15 protein-coding genes are annotated in these 17,906 nt (G+C 46.6%); 7 read left to right on the forward strand and 8 right to left on the reverse strand.

Going from position 1 to position 17,906, the window contains the following annotated elements; genetic code table 11:
• The first annotated feature begins 5 nt into the window (after positions 1–5).
• Together WBG78_RS29175 and WBG78_RS29180 are read left to right on the forward strand one after the other, a co-directional pair.
• The gene (locus WBG78_RS29175; RefSeq protein WP_337330073.1) at positions 6–1,895 is read left to right on the forward strand and encodes an FAD-dependent oxidoreductase; all 1,890 of its coding nucleotides are present in this window, start codon (positions 6–8) and stop codon (positions 1,893–1,895) included.
• A gap of 68 nt (positions 1,896–1,963) precedes the next feature.
• A complete protein-coding gene (locus tag WBG78_RS29180) occupies positions 1,964–3,187 on the forward strand; it encodes an MFS transporter (protein ID WP_337330074.1) in 1,224 nt (407 codons plus the stop codon).
• Positions 3,188–3,264: 77 nt separating this feature from the next.
• On the opposite strand, the gene WBG78_RS29185 is transcribed toward WBG78_RS29180, so the two are convergent.
• Positions 3,265–3,516, reverse strand: coding sequence for a helix-turn-helix transcriptional regulator (locus WBG78_RS29185; protein WP_337330075.1), 252 nt, complete (start codon positions 3,514–3,516; stop codon positions 3,265–3,267).
• A gap of 172 nt (positions 3,517–3,688) precedes the next feature.
• Between WBG78_RS29185 and WBG78_RS29190 the strand changes: the two genes are divergently transcribed.
• Positions 3,689–3,886 (forward strand): type II toxin-antitoxin system HicA family toxin, encoded by a 198-nt coding sequence (locus WBG78_RS29190; protein ID WP_337330076.1) that lies wholly within the window; start codon positions 3,689–3,691, stop codon positions 3,884–3,886.
• Entirely contained in the window at positions 3,883–4,257 is a 375-nt protein-coding gene (locus WBG78_RS29195) for a hypothetical protein (RefSeq protein WP_337330077.1), read from the forward strand. The genes WBG78_RS29190 and WBG78_RS29195 overlap by 4 nt, the downstream gene beginning before the upstream one ends.
• Before the next feature lie 109 nt (positions 4,258–4,366).
• Here the strand turns inward: WBG78_RS29195 and WBG78_RS29200 are convergent, their stop codons facing one another.
• A complete protein-coding gene (locus WBG78_RS29200; RefSeq protein WP_337330078.1) occupies positions 4,367–5,101 on the reverse strand; it encodes an outer membrane beta-barrel protein in 735 nt (244 codons plus the stop codon).
• A 521-nt stretch (positions 5,102–5,622) separates the two neighbouring features.
• Between WBG78_RS29200 and WBG78_RS29205 the strand changes: the two genes are divergently transcribed.
• Positions 5,623–6,717: an ABC transporter permease gene (locus WBG78_RS29205; RefSeq protein WP_337330079.1), complete on the forward strand. Its 1,095-nt coding sequence runs from the start codon at positions 5,623–5,625 to the stop codon at positions 6,715–6,717.
• Positions 6,718–6,770: 53 nt separating this feature from the next.
• A complete protein-coding gene (locus WBG78_RS29210) occupies positions 6,771–8,087 on the forward strand; it encodes an ABC transporter permease (protein WP_337330080.1) in 1,317 nt (438 codons plus the stop codon).
• A 174-nt stretch (positions 8,088–8,261) separates the two neighbouring features.
• On the opposite strand, the gene greB is transcribed toward WBG78_RS29210, so the two are convergent.
• Together greB and WBG78_RS29220 are read right to left on the reverse strand one after the other, a co-directional pair.
• Complete coding sequence (greB, locus tag WBG78_RS29215; RefSeq protein ID WP_337330081.1) at positions 8,262–8,735, reverse strand: transcription elongation factor GreB; 474 nt, start codon at positions 8,733–8,735, stop codon at positions 8,262–8,264.
• 143 nt (positions 8,736–8,878) lie between these two features.
• Positions 8,879–10,642, reverse strand: a complete 1,764-nt coding sequence (locus WBG78_RS29220) for a c-type cytochrome (protein WP_337330082.1) — start codon at positions 10,640–10,642, stop codon at positions 8,879–8,881.
• A 207-nt stretch (positions 10,643–10,849) separates the two neighbouring features.
• Between WBG78_RS29220 and WBG78_RS29225 the strand changes: the two genes are divergently transcribed.
• The gene (locus tag WBG78_RS29225; RefSeq protein ID WP_337330083.1) at positions 10,850–11,515 is read left to right on the forward strand and encodes a TlpA family protein disulfide reductase; all 666 of its coding nucleotides are present in this window, start codon (positions 10,850–10,852) and stop codon (positions 11,513–11,515) included.
• Positions 11,516–11,671: 156 nt separating this feature from the next.
• Here the strand turns inward: WBG78_RS29225 and WBG78_RS29230 are convergent, their stop codons facing one another.
• The 4 genes from WBG78_RS29230 to WBG78_RS29245 are packed head-to-tail and all read right to left on the reverse strand — an operon-like array spanning position 11,672 to position 17,879.
• Complete coding sequence (locus WBG78_RS29230; RefSeq protein ID WP_337330084.1) at positions 11,672–14,425, reverse strand: TonB-dependent receptor; 2,754 nt, start codon at positions 14,423–14,425, stop codon at positions 11,672–11,674.
• Positions 14,426–14,467: 42 nt separating this feature from the next.
• Positions 14,468–15,961 (reverse strand): parallel beta-helix domain-containing protein, encoded by a 1,494-nt coding sequence (locus WBG78_RS29235; RefSeq protein ID WP_337330085.1) that lies wholly within the window; start codon positions 15,959–15,961, stop codon positions 14,468–14,470.
• A 32-nt stretch (positions 15,962–15,993) separates the two neighbouring features.
• Entirely contained in the window at positions 15,994–17,199 is a 1,206-nt protein-coding gene (locus tag WBG78_RS29240; protein WP_337330086.1) for a cytochrome-c peroxidase, read from the reverse strand.
• The gene (locus WBG78_RS29245) at positions 17,196–17,879 is read right to left on the reverse strand and encodes a c-type cytochrome (RefSeq protein WP_337330087.1); all 684 of its coding nucleotides are present in this window, start codon (positions 17,877–17,879) and stop codon (positions 17,196–17,198) included. Before WBG78_RS29245 ends, WBG78_RS29240 begins: the two co-directional genes overlap by 4 nt.
• Positions 17,880–17,906 lie beyond the last annotated feature (27 nt).

Genomic DNA, 17,906 nt, shown 5'->3' on the forward strand with positions numbered 1-17,906 from the left:
ATATTGTGACTAAAATATACATCCTTTTGATTTTTGCGTTGCTGTCTTTTGCAGCGCATGCCCAGTACGATCTGGTGATTGTAGGCGGAACCCCTGGAGGCATTATGGCAGGCATCGCTGCTGCCAGGGAAGGAAAGTCTTCTGTGATTATCGAACGCACTGCTCACATCGGTGGACTTCCTGCCAACGGTCTTGGTGCGACAGACATTGCCACGCGCGGTGCAACGACAGGGCTGTTCGCAGAATTTGTTCAACGGATAAAGCAACACTACATCTCTAAATATGGAGCAAACTCACCGCAAGTTGTGGATTGCTCAGATGGTTTTCACTTTGAAGCCTCGGTTGCTGAACTGGTACTCGAACAAATGATTGCTGACAATAAAGGCAAAATAACCGTCCTGAAGATGCATCAGTTCGACACCGACGATCAGAATATCGTCATGAATGATGAGCGAATAGAAAAGATCAGGGTTCTTAACCGTGAGACGAAAGCCATGGTTGAGATCACAGGAAAGATATTTCTTGACGCAACCTATGAAGGAGATCTTGGCGCCGCTGCGAAAGTTCCATATAGAACAGGTCGCGAGGGGAAAGATGAATTCAATGAGCCAGGTGCCGGTGTCGTTTACAAATACTGGGGCGGTCCGGAAGGGCCAGGAAGTACATTCCTCGGCGACAATGCAGTTCAGTCTTACAACTATCGCATATGTTTCACGACGAATCCGGCGAATCGCGTAGAAGTGAAAAAGCCAGCGCGGTACAATCGCGATGAGTATGTATCCCTTATTGAAGATGTATGGACGGGTCGTCACACCGGGGTACAGATGATGAATATTACGATGGAGATGCTGGAAGAAAACCGGAAACACATTCAAAAAGGAAATCCGTCGCAGCTGCCAGGTGATGTATGGGGAATTGCACGCATTACAAACATGGTGAAATTGCCAAATGAAAAAACTGATGGTAACAATCAACATATGGCATTCATCTCTACAGATCTTCCTGAAGAGAACTGGCCCTGGCCGACTTCAAGCTGGGAGTGGCGGGACAAGTTTGCTGTTCGTCTGCGCGAATACATTGAAGGTTTGATTTGGTTTGCACAGAATGATAAAGAACTGCCGGCACATTTCCGTAAGGCAGCAAAAGAGTGGGGCTTTGCCAAGGACGAATATCAGGACAACGGAAACTTCCCGCGGCAGGTGTATGTTCGCGAAGGCAGGCGCTTCGAAGGTGAATATTTCTTTACGGCAAAGGATGCAGTTCCTGTTGCGGCCGGAATGCGTCCGCCTGTTCATCAGTCCAGCATAACGGCAAGTCACTATGCGCTTGACTCACATGCCGTGCGTAAGCGCGAGTCGGGCAAAATTCATCTCGACGGATTTCTCAGTTATCCATCGGACGTGTACACTGTCCCCTATGGTGTGATGGTTCCAAAGCGCGTCGACAATCTTTTGTTACCCGTTCCCGTATCAGGAAGTCACATCGGTTTTTCAACACTTCGGATGGAGCCCTGCTGGATGGCAATGGGTCAGGCTGCGGGAATTGCAGCATCATTGTCTATTGATACGAAATCAAAAGTGAGAAACATTTCACTTGATGATCTCCAAAAAGAATTGCTCGGACAAAATGCTACGCTGATCTACTATCGCGACGTTGCGAGCAGCGATGCTGATTTCACAATCGTTCAGAGCATGGGCCTGCTTGGTTATCTTCCGGGATGGGAAGCAGAATTGGATAAACCGGCAGATAAGAACACAATTGCCGGATGGGAAAAGCTCTCCGGTATCAAATTAAAGGCAGAGGCTGGCAAGGCTACACGCAGACAAGTTCTCACTGATTTGTATAAGCAGATCAATTCCAGGAGGACAGCGACAGCGGCAGCCGCAGCGCATTAACATTTAAGATATCGATTAATATTAATAAAGCAGGCCGCTAACAGGCTTGCATGCCAGAGGTTTGTGCTATGATAAATAAATCGATTTTGAAACAAGTGCTTCAACCACCGGTCGTCATTGCTGCGCTTGGATATTTTGTGGATATCTACGACCTCCTGCTTTTCAGTATCGTGCGTGTTCCCAGTCTTCAGGCGCTTGGTTTGTCGGGTGATGAATTGTTGAAGGAAGGAATTTATCTCATCAACATTCAGATGGCAGGTTTGCTTGCAGGAGGTATTCTTTGGGGAATACTTGGTGATAAGCGTGGAAGGTTATCGGTATTGTTCGGGTCGATCTTGTTGTATTCGCTGGCAAACATTGCCAACGGATTCGTCACAACGGTGCCGCAATATGCATTCCTGCGGTTTGTGGCCGGGGTAGGGCTCGCCGGTGAATTAGGTGCTGGTATTACACTGGTTGCTGAAATCCTTCCAAAGAACATACGTGGCTACGGTACTACGCTGGTTGCATCAGTCGGATTGTTTGGAGCGGTGCTTGCATACTTTGTTGCAGAATTTACAAATTGGCAAGTTGCCTATTTGATTGGCGGTGCACTAGGTCTTTCATTACTGGCATTGCGGTATAGTGTATCTGAATCGGGGATGTTCAACAGTGTGAAAGAGAAAAACATTGGCCGTGGGAATTTTCTCCAGCTGTTTACCGACGGCAAGCTTTTGAAAAAGTATCTGCAATGTATTCTCATTGGATTACCCATCTGGTACGTCATCGGGATACTGGTCACTTTCTCACCAGAGTTTGCTGTGAACTTCCAGGTGAAGGGTGTGATAGCAGCAGGTAAGGCCGTCATGTTTTGCTACATCGGATTATCGTGTGGTGATCTCGCCAGCGGTATGTTGAGTCAGTATCTAAAGAGCAGACGTGAGGTCGTATTGCTATTTCTTTCAATGACTACCCTTGCCATCGTGCTATATCTGTCCTTGTCCGGAATGTCGACATCCATGTTCTATTTCAATTGCTTCCTTCTGGGTGTGTCGATTGGATACTGGGCGTTGTTCGTCACCATCGCTGCGGAGCAATTTGGAACAAATCTGAGAGCCACCGTGGCAACCACCGTTCCCAATTTCATCAGGGGTGCCGTTGTTCCTTTAACGTTTTCATTTGAATTTTTGAGAGGGCAAACCGGAATGATTCCAAGCGCCTGGATCGTGGGGCTGGTAACTGTGGTGATTGCACTGATCGCACTCTGGCGGATGCAGGAGAGCTTTGGAAAAGATCTGAATTATGTAGAGTAAGAAATAGGGTTTGGATTGGTTGGCCTGCTCAGCAATGAGCAGGCCTTTTTTTGGATGTAAGCATGATGACGAACCGGTCAACCTCGACCATCAGTGTTCCATCGGAAAGGGGCGCTCACATACTGGCGCGTAACTTTCATTTTGTTAGCAAAGTCTTGCTGGCTTAAGCCGCGTTCGTCAAGGATATCAAGAACACGCAGTGCTACACTCGCCGCTTTTTTCAATTGTCCGCGATGTTCGGCGTTATAGTCTTTCCGGTCTTTCCATCCGTGAGCCGGCGTGGCATTGGTCAAAGCTTTTGGCTTTTGAGCTTTCTGTTTAGTTGCCATGCTTATTGAGCGTCTAGGTAAACGAATGATCCCTCCGTATTTCCTTCTTGGAGCAACTTTGACGTGCTATTCGGATCTGTATTTATTACCCGGTTTTCCTTCAGTAGAACAAGGAACATTTTTATGACGCCTCTCGTTACTGAGTAATAGATTTATTACCTTTGGGTGTTGTGTGAAATACAAAGAGTTATTCAAAATATTGAGTGAGGACGGCTGGCAGATTGTTCGGCAATCCGGCAGTCATGTAAGCATGAGGCATCCTGATAAGGACGGGCAACTTACAGTTCCGAATCATGGCTCAAAAGAAGTTAAGAAGGGTTTGTTAAATGCAATCCTGAAGCAAGCAGGGATCAACACTAGCAAGAGATGAAGAACACAATCAAGGCGACTATTATAAAGGAGGACAGCGGCTTCAGCGTGCACGGCAAAGTTGGTCGTGATTTCATTGGGACGCAGGCAGAGACGATTGCTGATTTGAGGAAGAACTTTTTCGAGGCTGTGAGACTTTCTCTTGGACGTAAGAATACAATTGACATTAAGTATTCTTTTGATCTAGAGAGTTTTTTCAGCTTCTATAAGGTAATTAACGCGAAAGCTTTGAGTGAGAGAATCGGGATGAATCAAAGTCTGCTGGCTCAATACATCAAGGGTAGACGTAAACCTTCGGAAGCCCAACGGATGCGGATACTTTCCGGTTTGCAGGAAATCGGAAGAGAACTTGCGGATATTGAGTTGGTTTGAGTTGTCGGGACATTTACTGTGTGCGGTCCTCCCGGAAGTGAAATTGGACCGAGGTGGTTTGACCAGAAGGACGGGAGATGATCAGAGGTTGTTGAATCTCACCAACAGTTTATAGATTGACGTGCAACGTTTTGGGAATTACAATTCCCGCTTGAATTGAAATAGAGCTTGATTGATACTCAACAAATTGGTCGCTACTATAGATTGGAAAGCCCCTGTTGTAAGTCGCTCTAAAGGTGATTTGTAGCTTATCTTTAAGTGAAACATTGTATCCAGCCATTGCAGATACGCCGTAATCATAGTCTTTGAAATCGCCGGGCAAAGGACGTCCACCACCCGTCCTAGCTACCACGCCGTTGATCGAAATATCTGTAGAAACTTTTTCACTCACTACCCATGCAAAGTATGGTCCGATGCCGAGAAATAGTGGCCATCTGGAAATTGGTTGATATCTCGGCATAAGAGTGCCACTGATATAGTTTATGTTGGTTATTCCTTTAATGTGCCATATCACTGGCTGGATACCATCCTCAATCAATTGGTCAAATTCCTGTTTCATGCCTTTCGACTCATATTGAAGATTCAGCGAAAGGGAAAGATGTTCCGAGAAATTATGAATGGCACCAAGATTTGCTGAAATTCCTAATAGCTGCTTGAATGCTGGCCGATAGGCGTCTGTTATAGGTTTGCTAAATTGAATACCGATAAGCGCTTCAATTTCTGATACCAGACGCCTTTTCCTCACTATATCATTGTGCTGTTCCTGACAATAACATTTGGTTTGAATAGCGAGTGCTATGATGAGAAAAGTTCTAGAAAGGAAACTTTTGCTAAAGGGTTTCATCTGAGCTGACAAAATCACAAACAACCAGCACATCTACCGCCTACATTACCCGGGGAGTCAAATTTTGGCGCTTCAGTGTGCTATCCTAAGATAACAGTTTATTAGAAAATGGAAAAGACCCTTTGATAAGCAGGCCGTTGGTAATTTTTTACGTGACGCAAAGGAGAGGTATCACACAAAGACAGGCTTTGCTCAAGGAGCTGTCGAAAGTTGGGGCAGCATAAGTATGTTGCGTAGAATAGGTTACATACCCACTGTAAAGAGGGCCATACACTGTCTCAGGCGCTGAAAAACTTGGGTGGGATTCCCTGTGGTGGCATTGCGTGTCGCACAGCGATTGGGTTGCGTTTAAGGCAGTCATGCGTTTAGTTGGAATAGTTGTTCTATCATGAAACAATTGGCTGTTTCATTTCAGGGCACCTGGTTAGCTACAAATTGATTCGATCAGGCAATTCAGTGGGTTTTCACTACTTTCATAAAATGGAATTCCTTTGGCATTAGAGTAGTCAAATCGACACGCCATGCTATTCAACTACCTCAAACTCTCGTTTCGGCTACTGATTAGAAATCCATTCTTCACACTCATCAATGTCCTGGGCTTGTCAGTAGGATTTGCTGCGGTCATTGTTTTATGGCCTTACACACAATCCGAATTGCAGACTGACCAATTTCTTAAAGATGCTGGCCGGTTAGGAAGGCTATCGCGACATGTTGAATTGAAGAGTAGTACTTACGGTGGTAGTATTAACGTTTCCGACCACCCCAGTGGAATCGCCCGTCAAATTGCCAATGAATTTAGCGAGATAGAAGAGCTGACCCGGATACTTCATCAGACAAATTTTGACAAAGCTAAAATTGGAAGTGGTGCAGATGTGTTTTTTGCAATTCCGGATGGAGGCAGTAAAAGAATTTTCCGTGAGCAACGTACAGCTTTTGCTGATTCCAATTTCTTTCAGTTTTTTTCCTTCCCTTTAATTGTCGGTGATGCGGCAAATGTACTGGCGCAACCTTCTACGGTGGTGCTTTCGGAAAAAACTGCACGAAAGTATTTTTCAGACGCTAATCCAATTGATAAGATCATTTATCTAAATGATTCCATACCATTGAAAGTCACGGGCGTTTTTAAGGACCTGCCAAAAAATACCCACATGGTTTTCGATATTGTTGTTGCTGCAACAGGTATCAAAGCATTTGATTTTCCAGGCACCGAAGACTCCGTTTGGGCATATTGCTACATAAAAATAAATGAGCAATCGAATTTTGTTGAACTCCAGCGGGCTATCAATAAACACCAGGAAAGAATCTATGGAGTTTGCGCCAATTGCCCTAATTTGACTGCTTATGTTCAGTCCCTGGACGATGTAATCTTTGGCTACGTCGGGAATAACGTTTTTACGACTCGGTCGAAATATTTCCTGGTCACGTTACGCACGCTTTCATTTGTCACCCTGGCTCTTGCATGGATAAACTACATTTGCCTGTCCATCAATATGCTTCACAAACGTCTTCCTGAAATGGGCACCCGAAAAGTCGTGGGCGCATTGGGAGGTGATTATGTATTTCAATTTTTTATTGAGGCTACCGTCATCAACCGTCCTCTTTTCTATTTGCATTGACGTTCGTGCAATTGGCGAAGGGGCCGGTGCAAGAACTATTCAAATTTTACATTGTGGATTGGAGTAGTTTGCCGCTTGAAACGATTGGCATAATCGGACTAACCCTCGGCGCCGGGATCCTGGTTACCGGATTTTATCCCGTCCTGGTTTCGCAAAGGAAGAGACCCGTTGAATTGCTGAAGAAGCTTAAATTGAACAGAGAACCCTGGTGGATAAAAGTAATCGTTATGTTGCAATACACCGCGGCGTTCTCACTGCTTATTTGGATTGGCACTGTTTATTTCCAGCTTGATTTTATTCTTTCAAAAAGCATTGGTATTGACAAAGATGGTATAGTGATTATCGATTGCCCCATCGATCAACGATCTGGATTTAAGAGCAATCTGGCCTACTTAATAGACGAGGCTACGCACATTGATGGTATCCATGGGATGACAGTTAGTAAATCGGTAGTGGGGGATTTTGCAGGGTATGGAGTTGCCGTGAGTCGCGACCCCAATGACGTTATTTATGGATTGAATACAAATGGGGGAGTGGATGAAGACTTTATTCCGTTGTATAACATCAGACTTGTCGCCGGGCGAAATTTTCAAGACGATAAACCGGTTGATCAAAAATCAGTTCTTCTAAGCGAGCTAGCGGTCAGTCGGCTTGGATTCTCCAGTCCGACTGATGCGATAGGTGAAACCGTATTTTTACCCTGGTACAAACGCGAAGGAGACATTATCGGCGTGTACGAAGATTATGAATTCCGCCCCTTCCTGAGTACAGGAAGACATAAGGGACCCGCCAGTTTCTTAACGTATAAAGATTATCTCATTCCGGATTTCAATCCCTCTAAAATCTCCGTTAAAGTAAACCTTGATAAATGGAATCTTGCGTTACCGTCGCTTGAACGCCTTTACAAATCTGTTTTTTCGCAGGAGGCATTTCAATGGGCTTTCGTGAATGAAAACGTGGACCGGCACTATACGAATCAAATGATTTTCAGAAACCAAATTGTTCTCTTCACGCTTATCGCTATCGGCATTGCGTGTCTTGGTTTATTGGGAACCGTTGCCAATAGGGCCGTAGAAAAAACCAAGGAGATCGGCATTCGAAAAGTACTCGGTGCAAGGCTCCATGAGATCGCCATCATCCTGCTGAACACTTCGATCAGGCAAGTGGTTGTTGCTTCTGTCATTAGCATACCGGTAGCGTACTATCTCACCGAGCAATACCTGCAAAAATATTCCGACCGAATTTCTTTGCAATGGTGGTACTATGCAGTGCCACTGTCGCTGTTGGTATTGATCATGTTAGCGACGATTGCTTCTGTGGTGGGTAAGGCAGCCAGGACCAATCCGGTAGATTCATTGCGATATGAATAAATGGATGGCCAATATCGTTGGCTAATAAGCTCGAAGGCGTAGCTCGTTATGTGAGCTGAAAAAAATTGGTTTGTTGCATGTTGAAGGTAATCGGCAGGTCTTCGCAGTCGACGAAATTCAGCATGTGATTTGTTTTTTTTACAAGCTACCACTACTAGCGGAAAAAGCGGTTTATCACTTCACATACTCAATCTTTTTTACACGCCAGACAAATTCGCCTGCCGCTGTTTTCACCACGACTTCATCGCCTACTTCCTTATTCATAAGCGCTTGCGCCATTGGCGAATCCATTGAGATGTAATCTTTGGTGTCGAAGATCTCATCATAACCTACAATGCGGAAGCGTATGCGATGGCCCTTTTGGTTCTCAATCTCCACCCATGCACCAAATAATACTTTACCTTCCTGAAATGGTGAATAGTCGACGACTTTCAAATCATCGATACACTTTCGTAAATAGAGTAAGCGCCTGTCAATTTCACGAAGGCGCTTTTTGTTATAATGATAGTCAGCATTTTCAGAGCGATCGCCGAGGCTGGCTGCCCATGCGACCTTTTGAGTGGTCTCTGGTCGCTCAACGCGCCACAGGTGATCCAATTCGGCTTTTAACTTCTCCAGCCCTTCTCTTGTAATTAAAAGCGTCTTCATATTTCTCAGGTCGGATCAGTCGATGACAAATCCCGGCGCAAGTTAAGTGAATTGCTGAAATGGTAAAGGAATGGAGTGGTACGGAACAACGTTGATACATCGTTCGTGAACAAGGCTGATTGTCGTTCCTGAACAACTTTTATTTATCGGTTCTGAACAGGGGAGCCCTCCCGAACGCGTTGCACCTTCAAGGCGTCAACTGATGCAGCATGATTTCCGAAATTTCCTCTTATGTATGTTACAATAGACGCAATGGCGTGATCATCCAGATGACTGTGCTGAGGCATCAATCCGTTGTAGTGCTTTCCGTTTACCGTTATCGCTCCCTGCAGGCCGTTCAGGATAACGCTGATCAGTTTCGACTCATCTCCTGTTACCCATTCTGAGCCAGCGAGCGGAGGAAAACGATTATTGTCACCGCGGCCATTCCGCTGATGACACATAGCGCAGTAGTTGTCGTACAGTATGCCGCCGGCCAGTTCGTCTCCGTGTCGCAGATTGTCCTGCACTTCATCCGGAGTTTTTATGTACGATCTGGACTTTCGCTTCTCCATGGACGCCAGTTCATGTTCTCCAAATTTGCTTTTATCTCCTTTGTACATCACACGCCAAATCTTTCCCTGGTTTGACTCGCTGATATACAGAGAGCCATCCGGTCCGGTTGCAAGACCCATGGGACGGTAGGCAGCGTCATTGGTGTTTACAACGGTGTCAACACCTGTAAAACCGTCAGCAAACACTTCCCATTTTTTGGTGGCCTTGCCATTTTCGAACGGGATAAAGCAGACTATGTAACCCGCCTGCGGGTAAGGCGACCGGTCTGTGGATCCGTGAAAGGCGACGAATGCGCCGTTCTTATAGCGCTCCGGAAACTGTTCACCCTGATAGAACAAAATATCCATAGGGGCCCAATGACCGGGAAATCCAAAAGCAGGCACGTCGAACTTATCTGCGCGTTCAGTTTTCTTTCCGTCGCCTCCGTATCCCGGCTGCAGAACATTTTTATCCAGCATCTGGTCATAGTAGGCATACGGCCATCCAAAGTCCGATCCTTCGGTGACCTTCAAAAGCGTTTCTGCGGGGAGAACGGCGGCCTGCCATGCTGAATAAAGATTGGGGAACATCGTGTGGAAATTGTCGATTCCATTTCCTACAGCGTAGAGGCTCTCGTCGGCAGGATTCCATTGCATGCCCACAACGCTACGGATACCGGTTGCAAACCGATGTCCATCCTTTTGAGTGAGCCCGGTTTTGTTAGCATCAAACCGCCAGATTCCGGCGTGCTCCACCAACTCAGGACAGGGATCAATTCCATGTCCATTGGGCAAACCTACCGGACCATATTTAGCTATATCCTGGCATGCATCGGAAGGAGAGCCAAAGGGAACGTACATGTTGCCGTGATTGTCAAAGGCAAGAGGCTTTGTGGTGTGCCAGTTCTTCACCACGTTTTCATCAATATCTGTCAGCACTACCTCCGTTTCACTTTCGGGGACCAGCTTTCCTGGTGTCAACTTATTACGGAGCACCCTTCTCACCGTGCTGGTGTAGAGATATCCGTTATGAATGGTTACGCCAACAGCGGAATAGCCTTCATCCGTATAGTCGCCGAAGTAAGCAATGGTGTCGGCCTTGCCGTCGGAGTCGGTATCGCGAAGTCCAACCGTTCCACCGCTGCCGTTCATGGCATCATTGAAAGTTAGCTTTACATAAATATCTCCGTTGTCGTTCACGGTGATGTGCCTGGCGCGGCCTATACTGTCGGTGACCACCACAGCTTCGAAACCTTCTGGAAAAAACAATCCGCCGTTATCAGGATCAGCCTTTGGTAGTTCCACGGGTCTGGAGCAGTTTACTAAACCGAGGATGGTCAATCCAAAGAGTATCGCTTTAGGAACGTGATTCATGCTTTGAGAGTTGATTCATGAGGAAGGCCATATACTGGATTTCAAATTCCATAGTAATAATACCCTGAAGACGACTCACTTCCAATGGAGTGGTGTTGGAAGGTATTGTAATGTTTGGTCGACCAGGTGGTTTGGCTAGTCTTGCGGAGCATTTGAAATTGAGTAACTTAGTTAACACGATGTATTGATGTTAGCCAGGTTATCCATATGAAAACACCTCTTCTGCTTTCGATGTTTCTTCTTTCGGCCATTGGTTTACAGGCACAGACGTTTAATGAATGTGCTGCCGAGTTTCGTTCGAAGTGGCAAAAAATCCAGTTGGATGCGGTCACACAAAAGAGGAACGATAAGAAGGTGGATAGCTTATTCCGGACGCTGGAGTCTGCATTTGAGAGTTGTATCATCGGCAACGAACTTCCTCAATTCAATCTTACAACCCTCTCGGGGAATTTGGTCACCAATGAAAGTCTATCCGGAAAGGTGGTGTATCTGAATATCTGGACCATACACTGTGGAGCATGCTGGCAGGAGATTCCGGTGTTAAACAAACTGGATACTGTCTACAACGGCAACGAAGACTTTGTATTCATCTCACTTCTGCTGGACAAAGAACAGGAACTGTCAGAATTCCTGGAGGGACACAAGAAGCGAATCGGGGCATTGACCAACAGAAACATCGAGATAGACTTTGATCTTATTGCAAATGAAGCGCCTTTCGGCAATAAGGACCTGAGTAAAATTCTTCCGTTTCCCACGCATCTGTTTATTGACAAGCAGGGAAAAATATCGAAGAAGCTGACGGGGTCGTTCTTTGATTCGCAGAAACAGGAAACTTATTTGAGAACTGCTATAGATGAGCTGTTGGCCAAATGATGCCAAATCTTAGCCACGCAAGGCTCTTCTACGAAACGCCACAAAAAAAGGGAAGAACAATGTTCCCCCCTTTAGCCCTGCTGTCTTATCGACATCAGGTATTCACAGTTTAGGTTATGAATTTCACTTTAAACTTATTGCGCCTCATTCCGGCGATCAGAACACATTATAGCCCAACGAAATGTAGTACATGCCGCCGATCATCGGGTTCGCGATACCGGTTGAGTAGTACTTGTTCGTTAGGTTAGTAGCTCCCAGCTTGATCGTTGAGTGAGCCTTGATAACCTTGTAACCAACATAAGCATCGATTACAGTTGAAGCGGGGACTGTACCTTGTCCTAACCCGCCGGCCACCTGATAGAAATATCCAGGCTTATAGCGAAGAGTTGTGTTGAATGAAAACTCTTTCTTCTTTCCGAAACCTGTATTGCCGAACTCGAGATTGATGTGATAGTTAGGAGTGTTGAAACGAGTCACGCCTTCATCGTCGTTGTTCCTGATGTGGTCGGAGTAGTAGTTAACCTTTGCCATAAAGTTTTTGGTGAGGTCAACGTTAACGCTGGCAGCATAGCCGTACGTGTTTACTGATTCGGAGTTGTTGTAAGCAATGTTATACTTTACGTAGGTGCTGGGATCCTGGAAAGCTGTTGGATCCTGAGTGCCTGGCGTATTCGCTACGTCCGTGTAGGAAACGAAGTCTTGCCATGTGGCATAGTACCCCAAAACATCAATAAGAACTCTCTTGCCAAGTACGGCAGCATAACCAAGTTCGAAAGAATTCGCCGACTGCGGCTTGATGTCGTTCACTATGTATTTCTTCAGGTCTGCAGGGTCGCCGCTTTCCTGATATGCTTCAACGCTCTTCAGTGTATAAGGTGCGTACTGATCGAAGTGATACGTTCCGTTCAACAGGTATGATGAACCACCTGCAGAGAACGAAAGAGGATTCGTTCCATTCAGAGTGTTCTGCAATGCCTGGATGTTTGAAGGGAAGCTATAAGCATTCTGGTACGAGAAGCGGATGTAGTTTTGGTTTGCTACTTCGTATACGGATGAAAGTCTCAGCGTTGGCTTTGCTTCTTCAAACAACGTGTTTTTGTCAAGTCGGATGGAACCTGTCAATGCTAACTTCTCTTCCAAAAGTCTTTTGATGATCTGTGCATAGCCACTGTATTCATACATGTTGATCGGTCCGTCGTAGTCGGGGAACAGTGTGCCCTTCGAATCCAGGTTATACATTCTGTAGTTTACGCCAGCGATGATCTCTGCCCATTTGATGATATCTGAGAAGTTATACTGGAAGGCAGCGTTGAACAACTTGCTTCTGTCGAGAAACAATGTTCCGCCTTCTGTGATCGGCTTTTGTGAAATGGCTTGTTTTAATGAATTGAATTCAGCTGAACCAAGTTCAGGACGACCGATATCGGCGTAAGAACGTGCTGCCAGGTGGGCACTGTTGATGTCGGCTCCCATGGCGAGGGCCTGAATAAGCGCGCCTGTGTATTCGGGATACCATCCACCGGCACCGCCATCATAACTTACCTTCCAGCCTTCGTTTATCAACTGTGCAGTTGGTCCTGCGATCAAGGTGTTGCCTGAGTTCTCAAGCGTAGTATAAGCTCTCAGAAACCAGTTCTTGGAAGCAAGCTCAGCGCGGACCTGGCCTACTTTGAAATCATTCAACTGATATCGTGTGTCGTTGGTATACACCAAACTTCCGGTTCCGTAAGTACCAGATACAATTGCCTGCACCTTAGGTGAAATTTTATAACGCAGTTCAGCGTTTGCCTTGATCAGTTCAATGTTATTGTTCAGGTAGCCATACTCGGGATATCCGGTACGTGCTACTTTGTTTTCCTTCTGAAGAAGAGGTTCGATGATCGGTGCTAACGATGCATCCTGTGAAAGAGCGTACATCAGAAACGGGTTGATATCAACAGAGGTAGCACCACCGTACAGGTTCACGCCATTGTAGTTAGGATCAGTATAGCGTGTGCCGGTTCCATTCTTGTTTGTTGTATCGGTAGCCACCCAGTCGTGAGCTTTCGTGTATTGAAAGTTGACCTTGAATGCAAACTTATCACCCAGGCGCTTAGCGTATCGCAGTGCAATATCAGTGTAAGGAGATGCGTCAACCGGATCATTTGACTTTTTATTCTTTACGTGATTCACTCCCTGGTTTAATTGCACGCTTAGGCCCTGATGCTGAAAAGGATCCTTGCTGGTGATGATCATGGCACCGTTCAAACCGCGTGAACCATACAGCGCTGATGATGCACCAGAGAGAAGCTCCACGTTGTCTACATCGAGCTGTGTCGGACCAAGAACGTTGCCGAGAGGGAAGTTCAATCCGGGAGCCTGGTTATCCATTCCATCAACCATCTGCAGGAAGTTGGTATTACCGCTGGTGTTAAAGCCACGGGTCGTTACAGACGTAAAGCCAATGCTCGACACGGTAACGTCAACACCTTTGAGGCCCTGGATCATGTCGTAGTAGTTCGCCTGTGGTGAGTTGAGGATATCCTTGGTACTGAATCGTTCGATGGTAACGGGTGATTCAATCTTCCTTTGAGCCGTGCGGCTCGCGGCCACAACAACTTCCTGCATCAGTAAAGATGCAGGCATCATAGTAACCTTCAGGCTGGTGGCGCTGGTTACTTCGATCTCCTGTGTTTCGAATCCAATGAATGAAAACACAAGAGTGATGGGAAAGTTGTTCACCTTAATGTTGAAGGCGCCATCGTTGGAGGTGAAATCACCTTCGGCCTGACCCTTCACGGCGATGTTAACGCCGGGCAAGGCCTGCTGCGTGTCGTTGTCGATCACTGTTCCTGAAACAACCGACTGAGCGTGCAATGTTCCGCTCGCGATCATCAGGAGGAATAAAATTGCATAGTAGAAATGCTTCATATGATTAACGTGTTTTGAAATTCGGGGGCTTTGTTTGCTCGGTTATTTCGTGATGGACAACATATACTCAGCAACCGCGTTTCGTGTCTCCTCGGTGAGGTAGTTCTGCGGTGGCATCTCAGGATAATCGTCGCGCTTGTGAACTGGAGCAGCAATAAAATCTGCAAGTCCCTTAGGATTATTTTTGTACAGTGCCTGAATGGTGTTTACCGGAGGGCCAACCAACCGTGTGCTGTAGGAGTGACAACCAGAGCAAACACCGTAGTAAGTCATCTTGCCCTTTTCGATCATTGCCGTTACGCGCGGGGTAACAGGTTTGTCAAGGAGATAAGTCTTCACGGCTCTCGTGTCAACACCCTGGCATTTTGCATAGGCATCAACACCAAACGTTCTGTAACGGCCTGGATTAACGATACAGCTTCCAACGCCGCCACCGACAGCAATGATATCAGGGCCAAGTTTTGAGAGCTTGGTTAACATGATGGTCTTTACATCGGCTGTTGGATTGTTTCCGTTGTTGCCCATGAAGTTGTCGAGCAGCGTGATCCGGTCTGAGTTTGGTTCAGCCTCGGGATCGCTTGCGTGATCAACGCCAGCATAACCGTAGTCGGTAATTGTGATGCCTGCGTTATCGTTACCGGTAATAATGTTGTTTTCGATGGTGATATCGTCGGCAGCCATGACGAGGATACCGGTTCCGGGAGGAATGTGTGATACCGTAGAGCCTACCGCTCCGAAGTTCTTCGTGTTGTTGTTGTACACGTAGTTGTTACGAATGATCACATCAAAGCATGTTTTGATAGGTAATCCAGGTGTGAGGAATGCAAGAATACCACCGGTGTTATCATGCGTATAGTTGTATTCCACGAGTGCGTGGCGTGAGTTTTCAATTTCAATACCAGCAACGTTGCCGTATACTTCGTTGAATCGTACATCGATGTTGTCGCACATGCCGATGTAGATGGCAGCGTCTTCAATGCCCGTAAGGATATTACGCTCTACGATACCATTCTTTCCGAACTGAGGGAAGATTCCGTATACACCGGTGTCGACGATCCAGTTGTTTCTGATCACGTAATTGTTACCGGCCTGACCCATGATGCCATTGCCTTTGTAGTTGGTGATCTTCATGTTTTCGATCAGTGTGCCGTTGCCCGAATACAGGATGGCATCGTTCATGGTTTTCTTTCCGTCGAGTGTAGGCCATTCGCCGTTCTCGATTACGCCCTGAAGAGAGATGTTGTCTTTGTCGATGTATACCGTTTCGTTGTATACGCCGGGATAGATCCGGATCAGATCACCGGAAACAGCTTTGCCAACTGCCTCCTGAATCGATTGACCTTTCTTTACTTCGATGGTTTTTCCTGTAATAGTTCCGGCACCAACTCCAACTGAATCACCGGAAGTTGCCGACTGACTAAAATATGTGGGGACAGGGGCAGGGATGTCCGAACCTCTGCCGAAGAATAGCTTTCCACAATAGGCGCCAATCGCGAAGACGGCCACTATGAGGATTGCGCGAATTGCAATTTTCATGAAGGACTTTGGTTAAGGGTTATTGAATGTTTTTATTGAATGGCTGACAGTGTTTGCTGTTGAACGGATTGATCCACTGTGATACCGGAAGGGAGTGTTTTCGGTATCTGTGGAGTAAAGCTTTCGTCGGTAAGCGTCTTTAAAAAATCAACGAGGCGGTCCATCTCATAGGCAGTAAGCTGGGGTTCCCAGATATGCCAGTGGATGTGGAGCTTTTCATCCTTTGGAACTTCGTGTCCGCGGCCTGCTGTGTAGAAGGCAATCATCTCACGCATCGAAGCAAAGCGGCCGGCGTGTGTATAAGGAGCTGTGCGATCAATATTCCTCAGGCTTGGTACCTTGAATGCGCCGCGCAGCGAAGCGTCATGAAAAGTTTGTTGCGCTCCAGGATCAAGCGGTTTTCCGTCGGGTTCAGCCAATCCGATAACCGCGACCTGCTGGTTAGTAAACAACGGGGGTGTATGACACTCAGCACAACGCGCAACAAACGATCTGAAAATATTCAACCCTTCAATCTCTTCCTTGTTCAATGCCTCATGATAGCCATGAGCGTACTGATCGTAGCGACTGTTAAGCGAAATTAATGATGACTCAAATGCAGTGATCGACGTATAGATCTCGTTCAGCTCAATTTCATCCGATGTTTTTGATGGAAAGGCCTGACGAAACAGTTGTCGGTATGATTCTATGTTGTTTAAGGTTTTGAGGAGCTGCTCGCGGGTGGTGCCCATTTCATCTTCTGCGTATAGCGGCCCCGTCATTTGCGCCTCCAGTGAAGCGGCGCGTGCATCCCAGAAGAATTTTTTATAGAACGCCACGTTCCATAGGCTTGGTGCCGAACGCGGGAGTGATGCATTGTGAATGCCAACGCTTGTTTTTAATCCGTCGCTGAATCCTTTTGCGGGCTGATGGCATGAGGCGCATGAAACCGTTCCGTCTTTCGACAATACCGGATCGAAGAAAAGATATCTTCCCAAATCAATCTGCTGCGGAGTGAAGCCATCGCGCACTGCGGGCAATGGCGTCTTTAAACCACCAACGCCAGGATCATTGCCCTCCCGTGATTCGTATTGCTGATAAGGTGTCCGGAGTGCGCACGTGTTGTTATCTGTTAATTCGAAACCTGGCGGACAGGTATTGCACAAAGCAAGCGACTGTGATTCTTCTTTCGTTGGGCGGGCAACGATAAACAACGCGATTGCGCAGCTTAGTGAAAGAAGGATCACTGCCAGTTTCATTGTGCTGGTTGAGTTGTCGATCTGATATAAGCTATTACATCATCGATTGCCTGCTCATCGGCAAGCAATGCCATCATAGGAACCATCTGCGCTCCGAACTTATCTTCGGGGTGTGCCCCCCGTACCGAAGACTTGAACTTTGATATTTGTTGCCGGATATACCAATCGTCTAAGCCATTCAGACGGGGAGCGTTCATTTTTTCATTTCCTTTTGCACCGGGACCGTGACACGATCCACAGGTACTTTGATAGGTGCGTTCGCCCTTTTTGATGTCGCCTTTTATTGTTGAAGCGATCTGAACATCGGGCATGGTTTCGATGTAAGCCACAACATCAGCTATAGCTATCGAGTCTTTGAGGGTTTTCGCCATTGCAGCCATTTGAAGGCCGGAAGAATCCTGTGCGTGATAACCACGGATTCCTTTCTGGAAATTCCTGAGCTGACGCTGCAGGTACCAGATGTCTGAATTGGCCAGGGCGGGGGCGTTAAGTTGCTTGTTACCCTGGGCGTAGTCGCCATGACACGTTTTACACGGTGCGTAAAGGCCCAATCCTTCGACAGGATTTCCCGCCGGCAGTTGCGACGCCGCAGTATATTGTTCTGCAATTTTATTCTGCTCTCTTGAAGAGCAGGCAAGAAATATCAACGCAAAGACGACGTAGTAATACCCTCCCGACATATTGTTCCAACCCGGATTGACTGGATG

The sequence above is a fragment of the Chryseolinea sp. T2 genome (assembly GCF_037203685.1).
Lineage (GTDB): Bacteria > Bacteroidota > Bacteroidia > Cytophagales > Cyclobacteriaceae > Chryseolinea.

Excerpts from the sequence above, each read along its gene's own strand:
- WBG78_RS29180 (WP_337330074.1), top strand. The coding sequence starts at position 1,964 with ATGATAAATAAATCGATTTTGAAACAAGTGCTTCAACCACCGGTCGTC.
- WBG78_RS29185 (WP_337330075.1), bottom strand. The coding sequence starts at position 3,516 with ATGGCAACTAAACAGAAAGCTCAAAAGCCAAAAGCTTTGACCAATGCC.
- WBG78_RS29195 (WP_337330077.1), top strand. The coding sequence starts at position 3,883 with ATGAAGAACACAATCAAGGCGACTATTATAAAGGAGGACAGCGGCTTC.
- WBG78_RS29200 (WP_337330078.1), bottom strand. The coding sequence starts at position 5,101 with ATGAAACCCTTTAGCAAAAGTTTCCTTTCTAGAACTTTTCTCATCATA.
- WBG78_RS29205 (WP_337330079.1), top strand. The coding sequence starts at position 5,623 with ATGCTATTCAACTACCTCAAACTCTCGTTTCGGCTACTGATTAGAAAT.
- greB (WP_337330081.1), bottom strand. The coding sequence starts at position 8,735 with ATGAAGACGCTTTTAATTACAAGAGAAGGGCTGGAGAAGTTAAAAGCC.
- WBG78_RS29220 (WP_337330082.1), bottom strand. The coding sequence starts at position 10,642 with ATGAATCACGTTCCTAAAGCGATACTCTTTGGATTGACCATCCTCGGT.
- WBG78_RS29225 (WP_337330083.1), top strand. The coding sequence starts at position 10,850 with ATGAAAACACCTCTTCTGCTTTCGATGTTTCTTCTTTCGGCCATTGGT.
- WBG78_RS29230 (WP_337330084.1), bottom strand. The coding sequence starts at position 14,425 with ATGAAGCATTTCTACTATGCAATTTTATTCCTCCTGATGATCGCGAGC.
- WBG78_RS29235 (WP_337330085.1), bottom strand. The coding sequence starts at position 15,961 with ATGAAAATTGCAATTCGCGCAATCCTCATAGTGGCCGTCTTCGCGATT.
- WBG78_RS29240 (WP_337330086.1), bottom strand. The coding sequence starts at position 17,199 with ATGAAACTGGCAGTGATCCTTCTTTCACTAAGCTGCGCAATCGCGTTG.
- WBG78_RS29245 (WP_337330087.1), bottom strand. The coding sequence starts at position 17,879 with ATGTCGGGAGGGTATTACTACGTCGTCTTTGCGTTGATATTTCTTGCC.